The sequence below is a fragment of the Naasia sp. SYSU D00948 genome, assembly GCF_017916515.1.
Taxonomy (GTDB): domain Bacteria; phylum Actinomycetota; class Actinomycetes; order Actinomycetales; family Microbacteriaceae; genus Naasia.
In genome coordinates this window covers 129,134-150,916 of sequence record NZ_JAFMTA010000001.1, presented here as the reverse complement: position 1 = coordinate 150,916, position 21,783 = coordinate 129,134, and the positions used below count along the sequence as shown (strand labels likewise).

Here is a 21,783-nt window from a genome sequence, read left to right as displayed (position 1 = left end):
GTGCCGCGTCAGGCCCTAGTCGTCCTTGCCGTTCCCGTTGCCCTGGTTGCCCTCGTTGCCGTTGCCGCCGCCCTCGTTGCGGTTGCCGCCGCCTTCGTCGCCGTTCCCGCCGCCCTCGTCGCCGTTCCCGCCGCCGTCGTCGCCGTTCCCGCCGCCCTCGTTGCCGTTCGCGGCCTCCTGAGCCGCCGCCTCCTCGGCCGCCTGCTGCGCGGCGGCGGCCTCCGCCGCGGCCTGCTGCTGGGCTTCGAGCTGCTGCTGGAGCTCGGCCTCCCGCTGGGCCTGCTCGGCCGCTGCGGCCGCGGCCGCGGCGGCCTCGAGATCGGCGCGGACCAGGCGCACCGCGGCGAGGATCTCCCGGTAGCGCGTCGGCGACACCTCTTCCGCGTCCACCGCCGCTTCGAGGTCCTGCACCGTGACCTCGAGGGCGGCGCGGGCGTCCGCGTACCTGCCCTCCGCGGCCGCGGTGGTCACGGCGAGGACCTGCTGCTGGAGGCGGTCCGCCGCCGACACGGTGAGCTCGGGCGATGAGGCGCAACCCGCGAGCGAGAGGGACACCGCGAGCGCGACGCCCGCGAGGATCCGTCTGGTCATTCCGGCACCACGCTCTCCTGAAGCTGCTCGAGATGCTCGCCGAGCTGCCCCTCGACGACCGGGTAGCTGGGGGCGGGGCTCGGCGCCGGCTGCTCCGGCGGACGGGCGAGCAGGAGGCCGCCTCCGACGGCCGCGACGAGCGCGACGGCCGCCCCGGCCGCCATGAGCCCTCGTCGGACGCGCCGCGGCGGCGTCCCTGCCTGCGCATCGTGGGCACCCTCGGGCTCCTCCGCGATCGGCGCGGCGAGCGGCGCGGTGGCACCGCCCTCGGAGAGCACGAGCGTGGGCGCCGGTGCCGCCTCGGTCTCGGCGAGGACGGGCGAGGTCCGGAAGGGCCCGGGGGAGCTCCAGGCTCGGAAGCCGGCCTCGGCGGACGCGGCGCTCAGCCGCTCGCCGGGATTGCGGGCCGTGATGCCGGCGAGGAGCGCCGCGTCGCCGGGGGAGAGTCCCGCCGGGAGGCGGGGAGGCCTCGAGGTCCGCGCCGCGAGCGACTCCGCGCGCGTGCCGGGGAACGGATGCTCGCCGGTCAGCCCCTCGAGCACGAGGAGCCCGAGCGCGTACACGTCGCTGGCCGGGCCGGGATGCTCGCCGAGCACCTGCTCCGGGCTGAGATACGCCGCCGTCCCGAGCAGGGTGCCCGTCGCGGTCATCCTCGTGCCGTCGATGAGCCGCGCGATCCCGAGATCCGCGAGCTTCGCCCGGATGGCCGATCCACGGCCGATGACGAGGATGTTCGCGGGCTTGACGTCGCGGTGCATGATGCCGCGCTCGTGCACGTGGGCCAGTGCGGCGGCGACCTGCGCGGCCACCGACGCGAGCTCCGCGGGTGACAGGACGGGCAGCAGACGGCCGAGGTCCTCGCCCTCGACGAGCTCCATCACCAGGAAGGGCGGCTCCGTGTCGTCGCCTGCCGAGGCATCGTGCAGGACCACGAGGCCCGGATGGTTGACGCTCGCGAGCATCCGGATCTCCGCCTGGATGCGGCGGGGATCGACGGCGACCGCGACGTCGGAGCGGAAGAGCTTGACCGCCACCTCGCGCCCGAGCTGGAGGTCCGTCGCCCGGTGCACGAGGGCCATGCCGCCCCGTCCGATGACAGGGCCGAGGCGGTAGCGGCCCCCGAGGATGCCGTCGGCGACGGCGCTCGGGCTAGTCGACACAGCACCTCCCAGGACGCCTCCATGCTAGCGGCGGCCCCGTGAGGGGGCGTGGTGCAGCGCTCGGCGGCTTCCGAGACCGGGAGAACTAGTGTTGCGCCGTGGACAGCGTCCTGCTCTATCTCCTCGGCGTGCTCGTGATCGTGCTCGGCCTGGCCCTGTCGATCGCCCTGCACGAGATCGGGCACCTGGTCCCCGCGAAGCTGTTCGGCGTCAAGGTGACGCAGTACATGATCGGGTTCGGGCGGACGCTGTTCTCCGTCCGGCGCGGGGAGACCGAGTACGGCCTCAAGGCGATCCCCCTCGGCGGCTACATCTCGATGATCGGGATGTTCCCTCCGGCGCGGCCGGGCGGGAAGATGCGCAACGCGAGCACCGGCTTCTTCAACACGATGGTCCAGGAGGCCCGCGAGTCGAGCGAGAAGTCGGTCGGGGCGGACGAGCAGCGCGCGTTCTACCGCCTGCCGATCTGGAAGCGGATCGTCGTGATGCTCGGCGGTCCCTTCATGAATCTCGTGCTCGCGATCGTGTTCTACGCGATCGTCCTGATGGGCTTCGGGATCGCCCAGACCACGACGACGATCGGCTCGGTCTCGGAGTGCGTCCTGCCCGCGACGAGCTCGCGCACGACGTGCGAGGCCTCCGACCCCAAGGCACCGGGCGCCGCCGCCGGGATCCTGCCGGGCGACCGGGTGATCAGCATCGACGGCACCGAGATCACCACGTGGGACCAGGCGACCGCGATGATCCGGGAAAGCCCCGGCGAGCCGCTCGCGATGGTGGTCGAGCGCGACGGCGAGGAGGTCGCCATCTCGGCGACGCCGCTGCTCACCGAGCGCTACGTGACGGACGAGCGCGGCACGATCCTCGAGGACGCGGCAGGGAACCCCCGGACGCAGGAGGTCGGCTTCCTCGGCATCGGCCCGACCGCGGAGCTCGTCCAGCAGCCCGCGTCCGCCGTCCTGCCGATGGTCGGCGAGAACGTCGCCGCCGTCACGGGCATCATCCTCAACCTGCCGCAGCGGCTGATCGACGTCGCGAACGCGGCGTTCGGACCGGGGGAGCGCGACCCGAACGGTCCCGTCAGCGTGGTGGGCGTCGGCAGGCTCGCGGGCGAGATCGCGAGCCTCGAGGAGGTCCCGGTCGCGTCCCGGGTCGCGAGCCTGCTCGGCGTGCTCGCGTCGCTCAACGTCGCCCTGCTCGTGTTCAACCTGGTCCCGCTCATGCCGCTCGACGGCGGCCACGTCGCGGGCGCCCTGTGGGAGGGGCTGCGCCGCGCCTTCGCCAAGGTGTTCCGGCGGCGCGACCCGGGACCCGTCGACACCGCCAAGCTCATGCCGCTCACGTTCGCGGTCGTGATCCTGCTGGGCGCGATGAGCGTCCTGCTCATCTATGCGGACATCGTCAAGCCGATCTCGATCCTCTGACTCGCGGCGGCGGCCTCGCGCTCAACAGGCAGAAACGCCTCCGACAGGCTCCCCGTGGCCGTTCTCTCCTGTTGAAGGCCCTGCCTGCCTGTTGAGCGCGAGTTCCGAGGCGAGGCGCGGCGGCTAGCCGGTGTCCGGCGGGCGCGGCCCGCCCCCGGCTCCGTTCAGCCGCGCGGCGTAGGCTTTCCGCCGTGCCTGCAGTCAATCTCGGAATGCCGACGGTCCCGGAGGTCCTGGCGCCGCGGCGGAAGTCCCGGCAGATCCGCGTCGGCAAGGTCCTCGTCGGGGGCGACGCCCCGGTGAGCGTCCAGTCCATGACGACGACCGCGACGACGAACATCAACGCGACGCTGCAGCAGATCGCCGAGCTCACTGCGTCGGGCTGCGACATCGTGCGCGTCGCCGTCCCCAGTCAGGACGACGCGGACGTGCTGCACATCATCGCGAAGAAGAGCCAGATCCCCGTCATCGCGGACATCCACTTCCAGCCGAAGTACGTCTTCCAGGCGATCGACGCCGGCTGCGCGGGCGTCCGGGTGAACCCGGGCAACATCCGGAAGTTCGACGACCAGGTGGGCGCCATCTCGAAGGCGGCCAAGGAGGCCGGGGTGAGCATCCGCATCGGCGTGAACGCCGGCTCCCTGGACCCGCGCCTGCTGCAGAAGTACGGCAAGGCGACGCCCGAGGCGCTCGTCGAGAGCGCCGTGTGGGAGGCGAGCCTGTTCGAGGAGCACGACTTCCACGACTTCAAGATCTCCGTCAAGCACAACGACCCGATCGTCATGGTGAAGGCCTACCGGCTGCTCGCCGAGCGCGGGGACTGGCCCCTCCACCTCGGCGTGACCGAGGCGGGCCCGGCCTTCCAGGGAACGATCAAGTCCGCGACCGCGTTCGGCATCCTGCTCGCGGAGGGCATCGGCGACACGATCCGCGTCTCCCTGTCCGCGCCGCCGGTCGAGGAGGTCAAGGTGGGCCTGCAGATCCTGCAGTCGCTCAACCTGCGCGAGCGCAAGCTCGAGATCGTCTCCTGCCCGAGCTGCGGACGCGCGCAGGTCGACGTCTACTCGCTCGCCGACTCCGTCACCGAGGGGCTGCAGGGCATGAGCGTGCCCCTCCGCGTCGCGGTCATGGGTTGCGTCGTCAACGGCCCGGGCGAGGCCCGCGAGGCGGACCTGGGCGTCGCGTCCGGCAACGGCAAGGGGCAGATCTTCGTCAAGGGCGAGGTCATCAAGACGGTCCCCGAGAGCGAGATCGTGGCGACCCTCATCGCGGAGGCGAACCGCCTGGCCGACGAGATGGGCCCGGGCGCCCCGACCGGCACTCCCGAGGTCGTCACCGCCTGACCCCGCCCTGGGCGCTCCATCGGGCGCCCCGCGACGCGCTGGCGACCACCTGCGCGGATCAGGAGATCCGACGCGAATCAGGGGAACCGGCCGAATCCGCACGCGGTTCAGGACGACACGCCGCTGCCGGACGCGGAAGTCCTGATTCGCGCAGACGCGCCACCCCCTCGTCGCGGCCGCTCAGGCCGTGCGAGAATTGCCGGAATGGACGGGAAAGCGCTTTCTCAGGTCGAGATCGACGGACGGCGTCCCGTGCGCACGATCTTCCGGCTCCTCGGCCAGCACCGCCGCCGCGTCCTCCTCGCGGTGTTCTTCTTCGCGCTGAAGGACACCCCTCTGTGGCTCCTCCCCGTGGTCACGGCCCGCATCATCGACGTGGTCGTCGCCCGCGGGCCGCTCAGCGAGCTGTGGCTCTGGGTGGGCATCGCGCTCGTCGCGCTTCTGCAGAACTACCCGAACCACGTCCTCTACACGCGGTTCTTCATGGGCGCCGTGCGCCGCATCGGCGCCGAGCTCCGGAACGGCCTCGCCTCGCGCCTGCAGGCGCTGTCCATCGGCTTCCACTCTCGGGCGAGCTCGGCCGTGGTGCAGACCAAGGTCGTCCGCGACGCCGAGAACGTCGAGGTGATGCTGCAGCAGACGGCGCATCCGCTGCTCTCGGCCACCATGGTCGCCCTCGGCGCGATCACCATGACGGCGATCGCCGTGCCCGCGTTCCTGCCGCTCTACGCGCTCGCGGTGCCGATCGCGGTCCTCCTCCGGGCGTGGCTCAACCGGCGCAGCATCGAGCGGAACGAGCGGTTCCGGCGGGAGGTGGAGCACTTCTCGGCGAGGGTCGGGGAGATGGCGACGCTCCTGCCGATCACCCGGGCGCACGGCGTCGAGCGGACCGCGGTGGACCGCGTCGCGAGCGGAGCCGAGGGCGTCCGCGTCGCGGGCTTCGAGCTCGACATGCTGAACGGCCGGTTCGCCTCTGTCTCCTGGGTGACGCTCCAGCTCCTCGGCGTGGCCTGCCTGGCGCTCGCCGGCTGGGCGTCCATCACGGGCTTCCTCCCGGTGACCGCCGGTGAGGTCGTGCTCCTCAGCTCCTACTTCGCGCTGCTGACGAACAGCGCCAACCAGGTGCTCGGGCTCCTCCCGATCATCGCGCGCGGCACCGAGTCGATCCGGTCGGTCAGCGAGGTCATGCAGGAGCCCGACCTCGAGCGCAACGAGGGCAAGCGCGCGGTCGCGACCGTCCGGGGCGACATCGCGCTGCAGCGCGTCGGGTTCCGCTACGGCGGAAGCGAGGGACCGGCGCTCGCGGACGTCTCGCTCGACATCCGGGCGGGCGAGACGATCGCCTTCGTCGGCTCCTCCGGGTCCGGCAAGAGCACGCTGCTCAACCTGGTGCTCGGGTTCCTCCGGCCGACGAGCGGCCGGATCCTGCTCGACGGCGAAGACATGGAGGAGCTCGACCTGCGCAGCGTCCGGCGCTTCGTGTCCGTCGTGCCCCAGGAGTCCGTGCTGTTCGAGGGGACCATCCGCGAGAACGTGGCCTACGGCCTGCGCGGTGTCGGGGACGAGCGCATCCGCACCGCGCTCGAGGACGCGAACGCGACGGAGATCGTCGAGGCGCTTCCGCGCGGGTGGGACACCATGGTCGGCGAGCGCGGAGCGCGGCTGTCGGGAGGCCAGCGGCAGCGCCTCTCGATCGCCCGGGCCCTGGTGCGCGACCCGCGCATCCTGCTGCTCGACGAGCCGACCAGCGCGCTCGACCCGGAGTCGGAGGCGGAGGTGGGCGCCGCGCTCCGCAGGCTCATGGCCGGCCGGACGACGCTCGTCGTGGCCCACCGGCTCTCGACCATCCGCTCCGCGGACCGGATCGCCGTGCTGGAGCAGGGACGGATCGTAGAGGTCGGCTCGCACCAGCAGCTGCTTCGCGCCGGCGGCCGATACGCGGAGCTGCACGCGACTCAGGCGGGCTGACCTGGGCGGGCGGGGTCCTGTTCCCGGCTCTGCTCGCGCCCCACGGGCATCCCCTGTCGCTCAACAGGCAGAATCCCCGCCGACAGCACCGGGAGAGGCCCCGGAGCCTGTCGACGGCGATTCTGCCTGTCGAGGGCGAAGAGCTAGGCGGCGACGGGAGCCCGGAGGTGCGGCGCGACGGCCCGGTCGAAGGACTCGGCCGTGTGTCGGGCCACCGCCGTCCACTCGTCGGCCCAGATGTCCTGGTTGAAGAGCTCGACCTCGATGTCGCCCGCGTATCCGGTGGCCTCCACCGCGGCAGTGAGTGACGCGAAGTCGATCACGCCGTCGCCCGGGTAGTGCCGGGCGAGCAGCACGTCGGCCGGGAGCGGGGTCGCCCAGTCGCACGCCTGGTACGTCGCGATGCGGCCCTCGGCCCCGGCGCGCGCGATCTGCGGGAGCACCTCGGGATCCCACCAGATGTGGAACGTGTCGACGACCACGCCGACGCTCTCCGCGGGGAAGGGCCTAGCCAGGTCGAGCGCCTGTCCGAGCGTGGACACCACCGCGCGGTCGGAGGCGTACATCGGATGCAGCGGCTCGATCGCGAGCGTCACGCCCGCCGCCCGTGCGTCCGGCTCCAGCTCGCCGAGGGCGTCCTGCACCCGATGCCGGGCGCCCGCGAGGTCGCGGGAGCCCGCGGGAATTCCGCCGGCGACGAGGACCAGGACCGCGGCCGAGCCGGCGGCGCCGGCCGACACGAGCGCCGCCGTCTCCTCGATCGCGCGCCGGTTCGAGTCGAGCGCGGTGCGGCGCTCCGCCGGGTCGGGGGTCGTGAAGAAGCCGCCGCGGCAGAGGCTCGAGAAGCGCAGGCCGGAGTCGGCGAGCAGGCGTGCGGCGTGGTCGAGGCCGACGTCCGCGACGGGCTCCCGCCACAGGCCGATGCTCGGGATACCGGCGGCACGGGTGGCGTCGATGGCGTCGGGCAGCGGAGCGTGCTTGATCGTCGCCTGGTTGAGCGAGAGCCGCGGGTGCGCCATCAGGCCACCGCCACCGGGGTTCGCGAGGCGACCTCGACCCCGTTGAGCTCGAGGAGCCGGTGCCAGCGGTCGGCGGCCAGCTCGGGCTGCTCGAGCGCGCCGCACTCGTTCGCGAGGCGGACGATCTCGGACAGGTGGGGCAGGCTGCGCCCGGCGTGCAGTCCGCCGACCATGCTGAATGCCTGCTGGTGCCCGTTGAGCCAGGACAGGAACGCGACGCCGGTCTTGTAGAACCAGGTCGGCGCCGCGAAGATCTGCCGGGACAGGGCCTCGGTGGGTCCGAGGATGCGGCGGTACTCGGCAACGTCGCCCGCGTCGAGGGCCTGCACCGCCGCGGACGCGTGGGGGCCGATCGCCGCGAACGCGCCCAGGAGCGCGTCGGAGTGGCCCTGGTCGTCGCCCTCGATGAGCCGGACGTAGTTGTAGTCGTCGCCCGTGAACATCGTGGCGGTGGCGGGCAGCCCGCGCCGGACCGCGATCTCCGCGTCGGCGTCGAGCAGGCTCATCTTGACGCCCGCGACCCGGTCGCCGGCATCGCTGATGATCTGCAGGAGCGTTCCCGCCGCGCGCTGGAATACCGGGGAGCCGAAGTAGCCCGCGAGCGCGGGGTCGAACGCCTCGCCGAGCCAGTGCAGCAGGACCGGCGCGCTCGCCCGCGAGATGACCTCGGCGTACGCCCGCCGGTAGTCGTCGGCGGTCGAGGCCGCCCGCGCGAGGTGACGGCTCGCCATGAGCACGACCCCGGCGCCCTGCTCCTCGGCGAAGTGCAGCTGCTCGACGTACGCGTCGACGACCTGCTGCAGCGAGACGACCTCGTCCGCGAGGTGGTCGGTGTTGACGCCCACGACGAGCGCTCCGCCGACCGAGGCGGCCTCGGCGGCGCTGCGGGCGATGAGCTCGCGCGTCGCCGCGGCGTCGAGGCCCATGTTCCGCTGGGCGGTGTCCATCGCATCCGCCACGCCGAGACCCCAGGACCAGAGGTGGTGGCGGTAGGCGAGGGTCGCGTCCCAGTCGAGCTCCGCGGGCGCGCCCGGGACGTTCTCCGCCCAGGGGAGCGGCACGACGTGGGCCGCCGCGTAGACCTTCCGGCTGGCGAGCGGCCGCGCGGGACGCGAGAAGGCGGGGGCGGGGGCGAGGTCGGCCGAGCCGACCCGCCCCTCCGCGCCGAGGAGGGTGAGCGTGCTCATGCGCTCAGCCTCCGACCGTCGCGCGATCGGGCACGCGGAGCTCGTCCGCCTGGCCGTCGAGCGTGACCTCCGGCAGGTCGATGCGCCGGCCCGAGCGCGAGGACTCGAGGCCCTGCTCGGCGAGCTGCATCCCGCGGGCGCCGGCGAGGAAGTCGTACGGGTGCGGGGCGTCCTCGAGGACGTGGCGGAGGAACTGCTCCCACTGGGTCTTGAAGCCGTTCTCGAACACGTCGTTGTCCGGCACGTCGATCCAGTCGTCGTCGTAGTCGTGGGTGTCGGCGAGGTCCGGGTTCCAGACGGGCTTCGGCGTCGCGTTGCGGGGCTGGATCTTGCAGCCGAAGAGCCCGGCGACCGCGGAGCCGTGCGTGCCGTCGACCTGGAACTCGACGAGCTCGTCGCGGTTGACGCGCACCGTCCAGCTCGAGTTGAGCTGAGCGACGATGCCGCCCTCGAGCTCGAAGACGGCGTACGCGGCGTCGTCGGCCGTGGCGGCGTACGCCCGGCCCTTCTCGTCGGTGCGCTGCGGGATGTGCGTCACGGCACGCGCGTACACCGACTCGACCCGGCCGAAGAGGTTCTCGAGCACGTAGCTCCAGTGCGGGAACATGTCGACGACGATCCCGCCCCCGTCCTCGGCGCGGTAGTTCCAGCTCGGCCGCTGAGCGGGCTGCCAGTCGCCCTCGAAGACCCAGTAGCCGAACTCGCCCCGCACGGAGAGGATCCGGCCGAAGAAGCCGGAGTCGATCAGCCGCTTCACCTTCTGCAGGCCCGGGAGGTAGAGCTTGTCGTGCACGACGCCGTTCTTGATCCCCGCCTCGGTGGCGAGCCGGGCGAGCTCGAGCGCCTCGTCGAACGTCTCGGCCGTCGGCTTCTCGGTGTAGATCGCCTTGCCCGCGGCGATCGCCTTCCGGATCGCCGTCGCGCGCGCCTTGGTGACGAGGAAGTCGGAGTAGATGGACCAGCGCGGGTCGGCGAGCGCCTCGTCGAGGTCCGTCGTCCAGTTCTCGATGCCGTGCTTCGCGGCGAGCTCCGCGAGCTTGGCCTCCGAGCGGCCCACCAGGATCGGCTCGACCTGCACGCGGCGACCGTCGGACAGCTGGACGCCGCCCTGGTCCCGGATCGCGAGGATCGACCGCACCAGGTGCTGGCGGTAGCCCATGCGCCCGGAGACGCCGTTCATGATGATTCCGACTGTCGACTCTGACACGGTGGTGCTCTTCCTGTCGTGACTCCGGCTTCTCCGGAAAGCGTTTACCCACGATAAGCCGGAAGTGCGGGCGCAGGCAAGAGGAACCGCCGTGGCGGCGTGGGAGCGCTACCACGAGAGGCCGAAGACTCTCGAGCGCCGTCGATCGGCGGCAGCGGAAAGGCGGCCCGCAGGAGCGCGAGGAAGGCGTCAGCGGGTGCTGGCGCGGAGCAGCACCTCGCCGCCGACGGACTCGACCGTCGGCTCGTTCCCGTCGCGGTCCGCGAGCGCGAGCCGGATCGCGCGCTCGCCGACCTCCTCCAGGGGCAGGCGCACCGTGGTGAGCGCGGGGGAGACGTCGCGGGCGGTGGCGATGTCGTCGAAGCCCGCGACCCCGATGTCGCCCGGGATGTCGGCCCCCGCCTCGCGGAGGCGGGAGAGCGCGCCGATCGCCATGACGTCGTTGACCGCGAAAATCACGTCGATGCCGTCGATGCCGCGCTCGAGCAGCTCGCCCGCGGCCTGGTAGCCGCCGTCGCGCGTGAACTCGGCGGGCAGGATGCGGTCCTCCGGCAGGTCGAGCCCGAGCTCGGCGAGCCCGTCGCGGAAGCCCTGCAGGCGGTCGTTCGACGTGAGGAGGGACCGGGTGCCGGTGATGGCCGCGAAGCGGCGGTTCCCGCGCTCCGCCAGCGCGCGTGCGAGGTCCCGGGCGCCGTCGTAGTTGTTCATCTGGAGCGTGTCGAACGGCAGGGCGCGCTGCGACACGACGACGACCCGTCCGCCGGTCTCCTCGTAGGCCGCCAGCTCGCGGGCGAGGGCCTCCTCCTCGCCGGAGTCGAGGAAGCGGGACCCGGTGAGGATCAGCACCCGGGGGCGCTGCCCACGGAGTCCTTTCACCACGCCGAGCTCGCGGGCGGCGCTGCGCTCGGTGACCGCCATCGTCACGATCAGACCCGCCTCGTCGGCGCCCCGGATCACCCCCGCGGCGATGGAGGAGAAGTAGGGGTCCGCGATGTCGCTCACGACGAGCGCCACGGTGGGGGACATGCCGCGCGCGATGGCCTGCGCGGAGAAGTTGGGGATGTAGCCGAGGCGCTCCGCGGCCGCGACCACGCGGCTGCGGTACTCCTCGTTCACGCGGCGGGCACTGCCGTTCAGCGAGCGGGACGCGGTCGCGAGCGAGACGCCGGCCTCGCGCGCGACGTCGTGGAGCGTCGCGGCGCCCTTCGGCGTCCCTGTCGGCATCGTCGTCCCTTCGGTGGCAGTCATCCTGCCATGCGCCCCGGTGCCCGAAGGAGCGGGCAGGCTCTCGGCTCATGGTAGTGGGAAAGCGCTTCCCCGCAAGCTATGCTCGCCCCCGTGCCTTCGCACAGCCGCCCCGGTCTCCGCAGGACGGAGGCGCCGCCCGCCGTGGCGCTCTCCGACATCCCGGTGCACGATCCGTTCATCGTGACCGATGCCGCCGCCGGCCGCTACGTGCTCTACACCGCCTTCGACGAGGCCGCGGCCGGGCGCGGAACGGGGGTCGTCGCCTACACGAGCGAGGACCTGCGCCACTGGAGCGGTCCCCAGGTCGTGTTCCGCGTGCCCGAGGGGACGTGGGCGGACCCGCGGACGGCGCCGTGGGCGCCCGAGGTGCACCGGCACGCCGGCCGGTGGTTCCTCTTCGTGACCCTGCACGAACCCGCCACGCCGTTGGGTCGGGTGCGGCAGGGGGAGAACCTCGTCGAGGTCTCCAACGCCAGGACGGGCCTGCCCTACCCGCCGGTGCGGCGCGGCGTCGTCACCGCGGTCGCGGACGGCCCGCTCGGACCGTTCACGCTGCTGCAGGAGGACGGCCCCGTCACCAGGCCGGACTTCATGGCGATCGACGGCACGCTCTTCGTCGACGACGCCGGCGAGCCCTGGATGGTCTACGTGCACGAGTGGGTCCAGCTGCTCGACGGCACGATCGAGGCGGTGCGGCTGTCCGCGGACCTGTCCCGCGCGGTGTCGGACCCCGTCCACCTCTTCCGGGGCTCGGAGGCGTCGTGGCTCTCCACCCGCATCCCCAGCGCGCAGGCCCTCCCGCCCTACGTGACCGACGGCCCGCAGCTCCGGCGGCTGCCCGGCGGGGGCCTCGCCATGCTCTGGAGCTCGTACCGGGCCGGGCAGGGCTCCGGTGAGTACGTCGAGACCTGGGCCGTCTCGGAGAGCTGTTCCCTCCAAGGACCCTGGAGTCAGCGCGACGTCCTGGTGGACGGCAACGCGGGCCACGGGATGCTGTTCGAGACGCTCGACGGAACGCTCCTGCTGGTGCTCCACCGGGGCATGAACACGCCGAAAGTCCGAGCGGAGCTGCACGAGGTGATCGAGGGTCCGAAGGATCTCCGCGGGGGCGCGGACCGGCGGGACCTGTACGGACGCCATGCCTGAGGCGCCCCTGTTCCGCGACCCCGTCTTCGACGGCGCCGCCGACCCCACCGTCGTCCGTTCTCACAGCACAGGGCAGTGGTGGATGTTCTACACGCAGCGCCGGGCGACGGCCGAGGAGCCCGGGGTCGCGTGGGTCCACGGAAGCGCGATCGGCGTGGCCGTCTCGGACACCGGGGAGCACTGGGAGTACCGCGGAACGGCGGGCGGCTTGGCGACTCCCGGGATCACCCACTGGGCGCCCGAGGTGATCCCGGACGGCGACGGGTACCGGATGTACGTGACCCTGATCGACGGCGTGCCCGACCGGTGGGAGGGGCATCCACGCCGCATCGCGGAGTACCGCAGCGACGACCTCGACGACTGGCGCTTCGTCCGCGACCTCCCGCTCAGCTCGGACAGGGTCATCGACGCGGCCTTCGAGCGGTGCGCGGACGGCGTGTGGCGACTCTGGTACAAGGACGAGGCCGACGGGTCGACGACGTGGGCGGCGACGAGTCCCGACCTCGAGACCTGGTCCGTGGAGGGGCGCGTCATCGCGGGTGCACCGCACGAGGGCCCGAACGTCTTCCGCCTCGGGGGCTGGTACTGGCTGATCGTCGACGAGTGGCGGGGACTGCGCGTCCACCGGTCGACCGACGGGATCCACTGGAAGGTGCAGCAGGAGGACGACGGACTGATCCTCGCCCGGCCCGGCAGCCGGGCCGGCGACGGCACCGTCGGCCGGCACGCGGACGTGGTCGTCGCAGGCGACACCGCCTGGATCTTCTACTTCACGCACCCGGAGTGGGACGGAGCCCTCGACGGCGCGGACGAGCTGCGGTCGCGGATCAGCTGGATCCAGGCGGCGCCCCTGCGCGTGGAGGGCGGCGTCCTGCGCTGCGACCGGGACTCGCGCGCTCCGCTCCTGCTGACGGGCGCTCCGTCGGGGGAGGGGCCCGCTCCCGGCGCTCGGTAGATTTGTCCGGTGCCTACCCGCCTCTCCCAGCTGTTCGTCCGCACCCTCCGCGAGGACCCGTCGGACGCCGAGGTCACGAGCCACCGCCTGCTCGTCCGTGCCGGCTACATCCGCCGGCAGGCGCCGGGGATCTTCGCGTGGCTGCCGCTGGGCCTGCGCGTGCGGACGAAGGTCGAGCGGATCATCCGCGAGGAGATGGCGGCCGCGGGCGCGCAGGAGGTGCTGTTCCCCGCGCTGCTGCCCCGCGAGCCCTACGAGGCGACCGGCCGCTGGGAGGAGTACGGCGACGGGATCTTCCGGCTGAAGGACCGCAAGGGCGCGGACTACCTGCTCGCGCCGACCCATGAGGAGGTCTTCACGCTGCTCGTGAAGGACCTCTACTCGTCCTACAAGGACCTCCCGCTCACGATCTACCAGATCCAGGACAAGTACCGCGACGAGGCCCGGCCGCGGGCGGGCCTGCTGCGCGGGCGCGAGTTCAGCATGAAGGACGCGTACTCGTTCGACTGGACCGACGAGGGACTGGACGCGAGCTACTCAGCCCAGCGCGACGCGTACGAGCGGATCTTCACCCGGCTCGGCCTCGAGTACGTGATCGTCGCGGCCGACGCCGGCGCCATGGGCGGCTCCAAGAGCGAGGAGTTCCTGCATCCGACGCCGATCGGCGAGGACACGTTCGTCCGCTCGGCGGGCGGCTACACCGCGAACGTCGAGGCGTTCACGACCCTCGCCCCGGATCCCCTGCCCATCGACGGGCAGCCGGACGCGCTCGTGTTCGACTCGCCGAACACCCCGACCATCGACACGCTCGTCGACCTCCTCAACGCCGAGCAGCCGCGGGATGACCGGGCGTGGACCGCTGCGGACACGCTGAAGAACGTGGTCCTCGCGCTCACGCACCTCGACGGCAGCCGGGAGCTCGTCGTCGTCGGCCTCCCCGGCGACCGCGACGTCGACATGAAGCGTGCGGAGGTCGCCTTCCAGCCCGCCGAGGTGGAGGCAGCGACCGAGGCCGACTTCGACAGGTCCACCTCGCTCGTCAAGGGCTACATCGGGCCGTGGTCGCCGCTCGGCGCCGTGCTCGGGCTCGAGTCGGCGACGGGCATCCGGTACCTCGTCGACCCCCGGGTCGTCGACGGGACCGCGTGGGTCACCGGCGCCAACGAGAACGAGAAGCACGTGCTGAGCCTCGTCGCGGGGCGCGACTTCGGCCACGACGGCATCGTGGAGGTCGCGGAGGTCCGCGCGGGCGACCCGGCGCCGGACGGGTCCGGCCCGGTCGCGCTCGACCGCGGCACGGAGATCGGGCACGTCTTCCAGCTCGGCCGGAAGTACGCGGAGGCGCTCGGGCTGCAGGTGCTCGACCCCAACGGCAAGCTCGTGACCGTCACCATGGGCTCGTACGGGATCGGCGTGACCCGCGACCTCGCGCTCGTCGCGGAGGCGAACTCGGACGAGCGCGGCCTTCTCTGGCCGCGCGAGATCGCGCCGTTCGACGTCCACATCGTCGCCACCGGCAAGGACGAGGCGGTCTACACGGCGGCGGACGCTGTGGCCGCCGAGCTGGAGACGCTCGGCGTCGAGGTGCTCTACGACGACCGGCCCAAGGTCTCCCCGGGGGTGAAGTTCGGCGACGCCGAGCTCCTCGGCATCCCCACGATCCTCGTCGTGGGCCGGGGCCTCGCCGAGGGGAACGTGGAGCTGTGGGACCGCGCGACCGGGAACCGCACCGCCGTCCCCGTCGAGCAGGCCGCGTCGGCGCTCGCCGCGGAGTTGCGGGCCCAGGGAGTGCCGGTCCGCGCCTGACCCTCCCGTCCGCCGCTGCTGCGCGGATCAGGAGATGCCACGCGGATCAGGACTTCCGGCGCCTTCCGCGCGCGGATCAGGAGAACACGCCGAGCCCGTCACCCGATCTCCTGATCCGCGCAGGACTGTGGGGGAACGGGTCGGCGGGATCGGGTACCGTAGACGGAGCCTCCCCAGGGGGAGGTGTACAAGCGCGAACAGTGGAGACGGCCGTGGACATCGACCTGAGTGTTCTGCGCCTCATGGAGCGCGAGCGCGAGATCCCGTTCGAGGAGCTGGTGCGGATCATCGAGCAGGCGATCCTCACCGCGTACCTCAAGCATGTGGGCAAGCCCGAGCCGAAGCACGGCGAGCCGGCTCCGGCGCGCGTGCACCTCGACCGCAAGACCGGCCACGTGTCCGTCTTCGTCCCCGAGCTGGACGAGGAGGGCGCCGTCATCGGCGAGGCCGAGGACAGCCCCAGCGACTTCGGGCGGATCGCCGCCTTCGCCGCCAAGCAGGTCATCAACCAGCGGCTGCGCGACATCGGCGACGACCGCATCCTCGGCGAGTTCCGGGGCAAGGAGGGCGACATCGTCGCCGGTGTCATCCAGCAGGGGCCCAACCCGCGCATGGTGCACGTCGACCTCGGCTCCGTCGAGGCGATCCTGCCGCCCGAGGAGCAGGTGCCGGGGGAGACGTACCCGCACGGCGAGCGGATCCGCGTCTACGTGACGAGTGTCGCCAAGGGCTCGAAGGGCCCCTCGATCACCGTATCCCGGACCCACCCGTCCCTCGTGCGGAAGCTCTTCGCCCTCGAGGTTCCCGAGATCGCGAGCGGCGTGGTCGAGATCGTCTCCCTCGCGCGGGAGGCGGGCCACCGCAGCAAGATCGCGGTCCGCGCGACCGAGCCCGGCGTCAACGCGAAGGGCGCCTGCATCGGCGAGCTCGGCCAGCGCGTGCGCGCCGTGAGCGCGGAGCTCGGCGGCGAGAAGATCGACATCGTCGACTACTCGGACGACCTGCCCACCTTCGTCGCGAACGCGCTGTCGCCCGCGAAGGTCTCGAGCGCGTTCGTGATCGACAAGAGCATCAAGGCCGTCCGCGCCCTCGTGCCGGACTACCAGCTGTCCCTCGCCATCGGCAAGGAGGGCCAGAACGCCCGCCTCGCGGCGAAGCTGACGGGCGCAAAGATCGACATCCAGCCAGACTCAATCCTCGACGAGGATTGAGTCCATAGGCGCTGCCGATCCTCGACGAGGATCGAGTCCATAGGCGCTGTCGATCCTCGACGAGGATCGAGTCCGTAGGCGCTGCCGATCCTCGACGAGGACTGAGTCCATAGGCGCTGTCGATCCTCGACGAGGACTAGCGCCAAAGGTAAAAGGTCATGTACTTTTCCTGCCGACGGCGGGAGGAGTGCGGATGGACGTCGCGACGCTCGGGGTGGGCATCCTGGGATGCGGCCCGGTCACCCAGGCGATCCACCTGCCGACGCTGGCCCGGTTCCGCGACACGTTCCACGTCGCCCGGGTGATGGACGTCGACGCCGAGGTCGCCCGTGCCGTCGCGGACAGGGCAGGCAGCGCCTGGACGACCAGCGCCGACGAGGTCATCGCCGACGAGGACGTGCAGGTGGTCGTCGTGTGCAGCCCCAACCAGTTCCACGCGGAGCAGGTCATCGCCGCCTGCCGCGCGGGGAAGCGTGCGGTGCTCTGCGAGAAGCCGCTCGCCGTGACCCGCGAGGAGGCACGCCGGATCGCGGAGGCCTCCGCCGAGACGGGCGTCCCCGTCGTCGTCGGCGCGATGCACACGTTCGACCCCGGATGGATCGCCGCGGTCGAGAACTGGGGCGACCTCGTCGACCGGATCCACACCATCCGGTACTCGATCGTCCTCACTCCCAACACGCGCTCGGAGGACTTCGCCACCGAGATCCATTCGCGGCCCACGAGGACCGCGCCCGAGCTGAGCGCCGCGGAGCGGGCGGCGGGCGAGATGTTCGGCAACATCATGGGGCTCGCCATCCACGATCTGCCGCTCGTGCGACGGCTCTGCCCCGACTTCCGGGACGTCGAGCTGCTGTCCGCGCAGACGCTGTCGCCCGGCTACCTCCTCGACCTGAGGATCGGGGACCGCAGCGTGCAGGTGTACGGCCACCACACCACCTCCTGGCGTCCCGAGTGGCGCGTCGAGGCGATCGCCGACGACGTCTCGCTGGTGGTCGACTTCCCTCCGCCCTACGTGCACGCGGGCTCCGGGACCGCGACCTTCCGTGCCCGGGGCGAGAGCCGCATCTTCGGCCCCTACGACACGAACGGGTACGAGGAGGAGTGGCGGTATCTCTCGAAGCTCGTCACGGGCGCCGCGGACCCCCTCGACACGCAGGTCCTCGTCGACGACGTCGTCTTCGCGATCGGGATCGCCGAGTCCGCGACGGCGGTCGTGCGGGCGGCCGCCGAGAAGGCCGAGGTGACGGCATGACCCGGCAGCTCACGGTCGCCTCCGCCTCGGACGCGCCCTTCGCGGAGCAGCTCGCGGCCATCGTGACGCTGCCGGAGTCGCTGCGCGAGGCGTCGGGACCGGCGGACCTGATCGGGATCCGGGGCGCGGCGGGATGGCCCGCCGTCGCCGCCGACGCGATCCGATCGGGCGCGCGCGGCATCCTCGTCGTCGCGCCCGTCGCCGCCGACACCGCCGAGCTCGAGGCGCTGGCGACCGAGCGCCGCGTGCCCGTGGTCCTCGACTCGCCCTGGGCGGGCAATCCCGCCGTGGCGCAGAGCGCGCCGCCGTTCTCGGCGCTGCTGGGTCCCGGATCGCTCGTCGAGGCCCGTGCCGACCTTCCGGTGGGGTCCGATCCCGAGCAGGGCGCGCTCGACCTGCTGGCGCTCGTGCGGCGCGCCGTGGCGCCCGCCGCCGGGCTCCGCGTCGTGCGCCGGGGCAGGACCGGCTGGGACGCGGTCGCCGCGGTCGAGGGCGGAGCCTCGGCGACCCTGGGCGTCGTCCTCACCGACTCCCTCCCGCCGTCGGCGACCGTGCGCATCCTCGGGCCCGTCGACTCCGTCGTGCTCACCGTCCCCGCCCCCGCCGCCGCCGCCCCGGGTCGGGTCCTGGTGGGCCGGCGCGACGGCGAGACGCTGCTCGAGACCCGGTACGAGACGGCCCACCGGGCGGCGTGGCGCCGCCTCCACGCCCTGGTGCTGGACGGCGAGGACTCGGACGACCTGGCAGGATTCGCGGCAGACCTGCGCCTCCTGAGGGAGGCGCCCGGCCCGGCCCGCGGCTCCCTCTAGGCTGGCGCGATGACCACGCCCGTGCTCCGGGGACCCTACAAGCGGGGCATCGAGCGGCGGCGCCAGGTGGTCATCACCGCGACGGAGGTGTTCGGCGAGCACGGCTTCCGCGGCGGCACGCTGCAGCAGGTCGCGGACCGCGTGGGCGGCACGCCCGCCGCCGTACTCAAGCTGTTCGGCACCAAGGAGAAGCTCCTCATCGCGGTGCTCGAGCACTGGGGGAGGGTGACCGCGGACATCGTGCTCGAGGGCAGCATCGAGAACGCGCACCTCGACGGCTTCGTGAAGCTGATGAGCTACCACGTCGCGCACAAGGGGCTGCTCCAGCTGTACACGACGATGGCGGCGGAGGCGTCCTCGCCGCAGCACCCGGCTCACGAGTTCATGACCCGGCGGTACCGGAACGCGCTCGAGGACATGCGCCGCTTCTTCCGGGAGTCCTCCGAGGCCGGGCACCTGCGCCCTCTGACCGACGAGGACATCGCCCACGAGGCGGAGTACCTGCTCGCCGCGCTCGACGGGCTCGAGATCCAGTTCCTGCTCATCCCCGAGTTCGACCTCGAGCGGTCGTTCCGGCTCTACACCGAGCGCGTCCTCGAGCGGCTGCGCGGCCCCGGCGTCTGACGCGCGAAAGGTATCCACGCATATACTTTTGCGAGGAGGGGCGCAGGATCGGCCGCGCCGACGTCTCGGACCCTCGAGGAGGAGGACAGTGAACAGCATCTCGTTCATGGGCGCGAACCTGGTCGCCCAGCAGCTCGGCTGGAACATGACCGAGGGGTGGCACCAGGGCGAGCGGGCCGCCGACGAGTGGTACCGCCCTATCGAGACGTTCGAGGAGCGCTTCGACGCCTTCGTCGCGAGCGCTGTCGAGGCGGGCTTCGACACCGTCGACGTGTGGCATCCGCAACTCAACTACGAGTGGGCCACGGATGAGCACATCGCCGCAGCCCAGCGTGTGCTGCAGCGGCACGGGGTCACGGTGGCGAGCTACGGCAGCAACTACGGCGACACGGTCGAGAAGTTCCGTCGCGCCAACGAGGTCGCGAGCGCTCTGGGCACTCGCATCCTCGGCGGTGTGACGCCCCTGCTCGCGTCCGACCGGGCCTCGGTGATCGCGATCCTCAAGGAGCACGGCAACGTGCTCGGACTCGAGAACCACCCGCAGAAGTCGTCGGCGGAGCTGCTCGAGGAGATCGGGACCGACCACGACGGCGTGCTCGGCGCGACGGTCGACACCGGCTGGTTCGCCACCCAGGGGTACGACGCCGCGCGGGCGATCCGCGAGCTCGGCGACAGCGTGTTCTACGTGCACCTCAAGGACGTGCGCGCGGCGGGCGCCCACGACACGTGCGCCTACGGGGACGGCGTCGTCCCGATCGAGGACTGCGTCCGCGCTCTCCGCGAGATCGGGTACACCGGCGGCATCAGCGTCGAGCACGAGCCCGAGCACTACGACCCGTTCCCCGAGGTGGTCCGGAGCCGGGACCGCCTGGCCGAGCTCCTCGCGGAGCCCGAGCCCAGCGTCGCCTGACACGAGAAGGAGAGCGAGCATGAGAGCGGCGGAGATCACCGGCCAGGGCGTCGTCGAGGTCGTGGACCGCGCGGTCCCGAAGGCGACCGGGGACCTGATCGTGGTGAAGGTCCTCGTGGCGCCGATGTGCACCGAGTTCAAGAAGCGCCGGGACGGCGAGGAGGACCGCGCTCTCGGCCACGAGGCGGTGGGCGTCGTGGTGGACGCGGGCGACTCCCGCCGTGTCGCCGTCGGCGACCGCGTCGCGGTCATGCCGCACTACGGCTGCGGCCGGTGCTACCTCTGCACCTCCGGCGACTACATGCACTGCCCGAACCAGCGGGACGTCCTGGCCGAGACCGGGCAGGAGTACGGCGCGGCGACCTACGCGCAGTACCTCCTGAAGCCCGACTGGCTCGTCGTGAAGATCCCGGACGACATCTCTCTCGTGCACGGCGCCATGGCGTGCTGCGGCTTCGGCCCCACCTTCGGCGCCCTGGAGCGGATGGGCGTCGACGCCCTCGACGTGCTCGTCGTGTCCGGCTGCGGCCCGGTCGGGCTCGGCGCCATCGTCCAGGGCGTGACCCGCGGCGCCCGTGTGCTCGCGATCGAGACGCACCCCTACCGCGCGGAGCTCGCCCGGAAGCTCGGGGCCGAGCGCGTGCTCAACCCGATGGAGGAGGACGTGCCCGCCCTCGTCCGGGAGCTCACGGGCCGGGGAGCGGATGCGGGCATCGAGACGAGCGGCGCCCCGAACGCGGCGAAGGCGCTCGCGCTCTCCATCCGGTCACGCGGCAAGCTGAGCGTCGTGGCGTGGGCAGGCGATGTCACCTTCCCGCCGCTCGTGAAGCAGGGGCTCGACATCTTCGGCGTCTGGCACTGGAACAGCCTCACCCACGCGGAGGAGATGTGGCGGACCGTGCGCAAGGCGGGGCCGCTCATCGACACAATGGTCACGCACGCTCTGCCGCTCGAGGACGTCTCGGAGGCGATGGACATCCAGGACGCGGGCGTGTGCGGGAAGATCATCCTCCTCCCGCACGGCGAGCTGGACGGATCCCCGCTCCAGCCGGTCTGATCGAAGGGCAGGGCACGTGCAGAGCACAGGGCTGCGGATCACCGTCTGGAACGAGGGCGTGCACGAGCGCCGCAACTCCCCGCCCTCGATCGGGCAGAACTACCCGAACGGCATGCACGGCGCGATCGCCGAGGGCCTCGCCGAGCATCTCCCGGACGCGACGATCCGCACCGCGGTCCTCGACGAGCCCGAGCACGGGCTGACCGAGGAGGCGCTCGCCGGCACCGACGTGCTCCTGTGGTGGGGGCACGCCGCGCACGGCGACGTGTCCGACGAGGTCGTCGACCGCGTGCAGCGGCACGTTCTCGGCGGGATGGGACTGCTCGTCCTCCATTCCGGGCACTTCTCGAAGATCTTCACCCGGCTCATGGGCACGACCTGCTCCCTCGCCTGGCGTAACGACGGCGGCCGGGAGCTCGTCTGGACCGTCGCCCCCGCTCATCCCATCGCCGAGGGCATCGAGAGCCCGATCGTCATCCCCGAGCAGGAGATGTACGGCGAGCTCTTCGACATCCCGGCGCCCGACGAGCTGATCTTCATCAGCTCCTTCGAGGGCGGCGAGGTCTTCCGCTCCGGCGTCACCTTCACCCGCGGGCGCGGGCGCATCTTCTACTTCAGCCCGGGCGACCAGGAGTACCCCGTCTACAACCACCCGACCGTGCGGCGGGTCCTCGCGAACGGCGCGCGCTGGGCGGCGCAGCCCCGCATCGAGCGGGAGGTCCCCGCCGTCACCAACCCGTCGAGGGAGTGGTTCGCCTAGCGGCGGACGGAATACGGCGGCGGCGAGTGCCGTTGTCCCGGAAGCGCCTCGAGCGCACCGGCCCGCCTCGCGCCCTCCAGGGTTGCGGGTACACTGGACAGGTTCC

General features: G+C 72.2%; 19 protein-coding genes. 13 read left to right on the top strand and 6 right to left on the bottom strand.

Features of this window, described 5'->3' with window-relative positions:
- Positions 1 to 15: 15 nt before the first annotated feature.
- A complete protein-coding gene (locus J3P30_RS00750; RefSeq protein WP_210478997.1) occupies positions 16 to 591 on the bottom strand; it encodes a hypothetical protein in 576 nt (191 codons plus the stop codon).
- The gene (locus J3P30_RS00745) at positions 588 to 1,751 is read right to left on the bottom strand and encodes a serine/threonine-protein kinase (protein WP_210478995.1); all 1,164 of its coding nucleotides are present in this window, start codon (positions 1,749 to 1,751) and stop codon (positions 588 to 590) included. Before J3P30_RS00745 ends, J3P30_RS00750 begins: the two co-directional genes overlap by 4 nt.
- A 98-nt stretch (positions 1,752 to 1,849) precedes the next feature.
- Here J3P30_RS00745 and J3P30_RS00740 point away from each other — a divergent pair, with 98 nt between their 5' ends.
- The 3 genes from J3P30_RS00740 to J3P30_RS00730 all read left to right on the top strand — a co-directional run bounded on the left by J3P30_RS00740 (position 1,850) and on the right by J3P30_RS00730 (position 6,486).
- On the top strand, positions 1,850 to 3,175 hold the full coding sequence (locus J3P30_RS00740) for a site-2 protease family protein (RefSeq protein ID WP_210478993.1): 1,326 nt from the start codon (positions 1,850 to 1,852) through the stop codon (positions 3,173 to 3,175).
- A gap of 191 nt (positions 3,176 to 3,366) precedes the next feature.
- The gene (ispG, locus tag J3P30_RS00735) at positions 3,367 to 4,518 is read left to right on the top strand and encodes a flavodoxin-dependent (E)-4-hydroxy-3-methylbut-2-enyl-diphosphate synthase (protein ID WP_210478991.1); all 1,152 of its coding nucleotides are present in this window, start codon (positions 3,367 to 3,369) and stop codon (positions 4,516 to 4,518) included.
- A gap of 204 nt (positions 4,519 to 4,722) precedes the next feature.
- Positions 4,723 to 6,486, top strand: a complete 1,764-nt coding sequence (locus J3P30_RS00730) for an ABC transporter ATP-binding protein (protein ID WP_210478989.1) — start codon at positions 4,723 to 4,725, stop codon at positions 6,484 to 6,486.
- 143 nt (positions 6,487 to 6,629) lie between these two features.
- Here the strand turns inward: J3P30_RS00730 and J3P30_RS00725 are convergent, their stop codons facing one another.
- The 4 genes from J3P30_RS00725 to J3P30_RS00710 form a co-directional block, all read right to left on the bottom strand.
- A complete protein-coding gene (locus J3P30_RS00725; RefSeq protein ID WP_210478987.1) occupies positions 6,630 to 7,505 on the bottom strand; it encodes a sugar phosphate isomerase/epimerase in 876 nt (291 codons plus the stop codon).
- The gene (locus J3P30_RS00720) at positions 7,505 to 8,692 is read right to left on the bottom strand and encodes a dihydrodipicolinate synthase family protein (protein WP_210478985.1); all 1,188 of its coding nucleotides are present in this window, start codon (positions 8,690 to 8,692) and stop codon (positions 7,505 to 7,507) included. Before J3P30_RS00720 ends, J3P30_RS00725 begins: the two co-directional genes overlap by 1 nt.
- 4 nt (positions 8,693 to 8,696) lie before the next feature.
- Positions 8,697 to 9,872, bottom strand: coding sequence for a Gfo/Idh/MocA family protein (locus J3P30_RS00715; protein ID WP_210478983.1), 1,176 nt, complete (start codon positions 9,870 to 9,872; stop codon positions 8,697 to 8,699).
- Between the two features lie 216 nt (positions 9,873 to 10,088).
- On the bottom strand, positions 10,089 to 11,147 hold the full coding sequence (locus J3P30_RS00710; RefSeq protein WP_246852674.1) for a LacI family DNA-binding transcriptional regulator: 1,059 nt from the start codon (positions 11,145 to 11,147) through the stop codon (positions 10,089 to 10,091).
- 90 nt (positions 11,148 to 11,237) lie between these two features.
- Between J3P30_RS00710 and J3P30_RS00705 the strand changes: the two genes are divergently transcribed.
- The 10 genes from J3P30_RS00705 (at position 11,238) to J3P30_RS00660 (ending at position 21,677) form a co-directional block, all read left to right on the top strand.
- Positions 11,238 to 12,293 (top strand): glycoside hydrolase family 43 protein, encoded by a 1,056-nt coding sequence (locus tag J3P30_RS00705; protein ID WP_210478981.1) that lies wholly within the window; start codon positions 11,238 to 11,240, stop codon positions 12,291 to 12,293.
- A complete protein-coding gene (locus tag J3P30_RS00700) occupies positions 12,286 to 13,248 on the top strand; it encodes a hypothetical protein (protein WP_210478979.1) in 963 nt (320 codons plus the stop codon). The genes J3P30_RS00705 and J3P30_RS00700 overlap by 8 nt, the downstream gene beginning before the upstream one ends.
- A 9-nt stretch (positions 13,249 to 13,257) precedes the next feature.
- Positions 13,258 to 15,054 (top strand): proline--tRNA ligase, encoded by a 1,797-nt coding sequence (locus J3P30_RS00695; protein ID WP_210478977.1) that lies wholly within the window; start codon positions 13,258 to 13,260, stop codon positions 15,052 to 15,054.
- Positions 15,055 to 15,266: 212 nt separating this feature from the next.
- Positions 15,267 to 16,265, top strand: coding sequence for a transcription termination factor NusA (gene nusA / locus J3P30_RS00690; protein WP_210478975.1), 999 nt, complete (start codon positions 15,267 to 15,269; stop codon positions 16,263 to 16,265).
- A 193-nt stretch (positions 16,266 to 16,458) separates the two neighbouring features.
- Positions 16,459 to 17,517, top strand: a complete 1,059-nt coding sequence (locus J3P30_RS00685) for a Gfo/Idh/MocA family protein (protein ID WP_210478974.1) — start codon at positions 16,459 to 16,461, stop codon at positions 17,515 to 17,517.
- Positions 17,514 to 18,326 carry a hypothetical protein gene (locus J3P30_RS00680; RefSeq protein WP_210478973.1) on the top strand — a complete coding sequence of 271 codons (813 nt, stop codon included), beginning with the start codon at positions 17,514 to 17,516 and terminating at the stop codon, positions 18,324 to 18,326. The genes J3P30_RS00685 and J3P30_RS00680 overlap by 4 nt, the downstream gene beginning before the upstream one ends.
- Positions 18,327 to 18,335: 9 nt before the next feature.
- Positions 18,336 to 18,950: a TetR/AcrR family transcriptional regulator gene (locus J3P30_RS00675; protein ID WP_210478972.1), complete on the top strand. Its 615-nt coding sequence runs from the start codon at positions 18,336 to 18,338 to the stop codon at positions 18,948 to 18,950.
- 88 nt (positions 18,951 to 19,038) lie between these two features.
- On the top strand, positions 19,039 to 19,860 hold the full coding sequence (locus tag J3P30_RS00670) for a sugar phosphate isomerase/epimerase (protein WP_210478971.1): 822 nt from the start codon (positions 19,039 to 19,041) through the stop codon (positions 19,858 to 19,860).
- A gap of 19 nt (positions 19,861 to 19,879) precedes the next feature.
- Positions 19,880 to 20,917: a zinc-binding dehydrogenase gene (locus tag J3P30_RS00665; protein WP_210478970.1), complete on the top strand. Its 1,038-nt coding sequence runs from the start codon at positions 19,880 to 19,882 to the stop codon at positions 20,915 to 20,917.
- Positions 20,918 to 20,933: 16 nt separating this feature from the next.
- A complete protein-coding gene (locus J3P30_RS00660) occupies positions 20,934 to 21,677 on the top strand; it encodes a ThuA domain-containing protein (RefSeq protein ID WP_210478969.1) in 744 nt (247 codons plus the stop codon).
- Positions 21,678 to 21,783 lie beyond the last annotated feature (106 nt).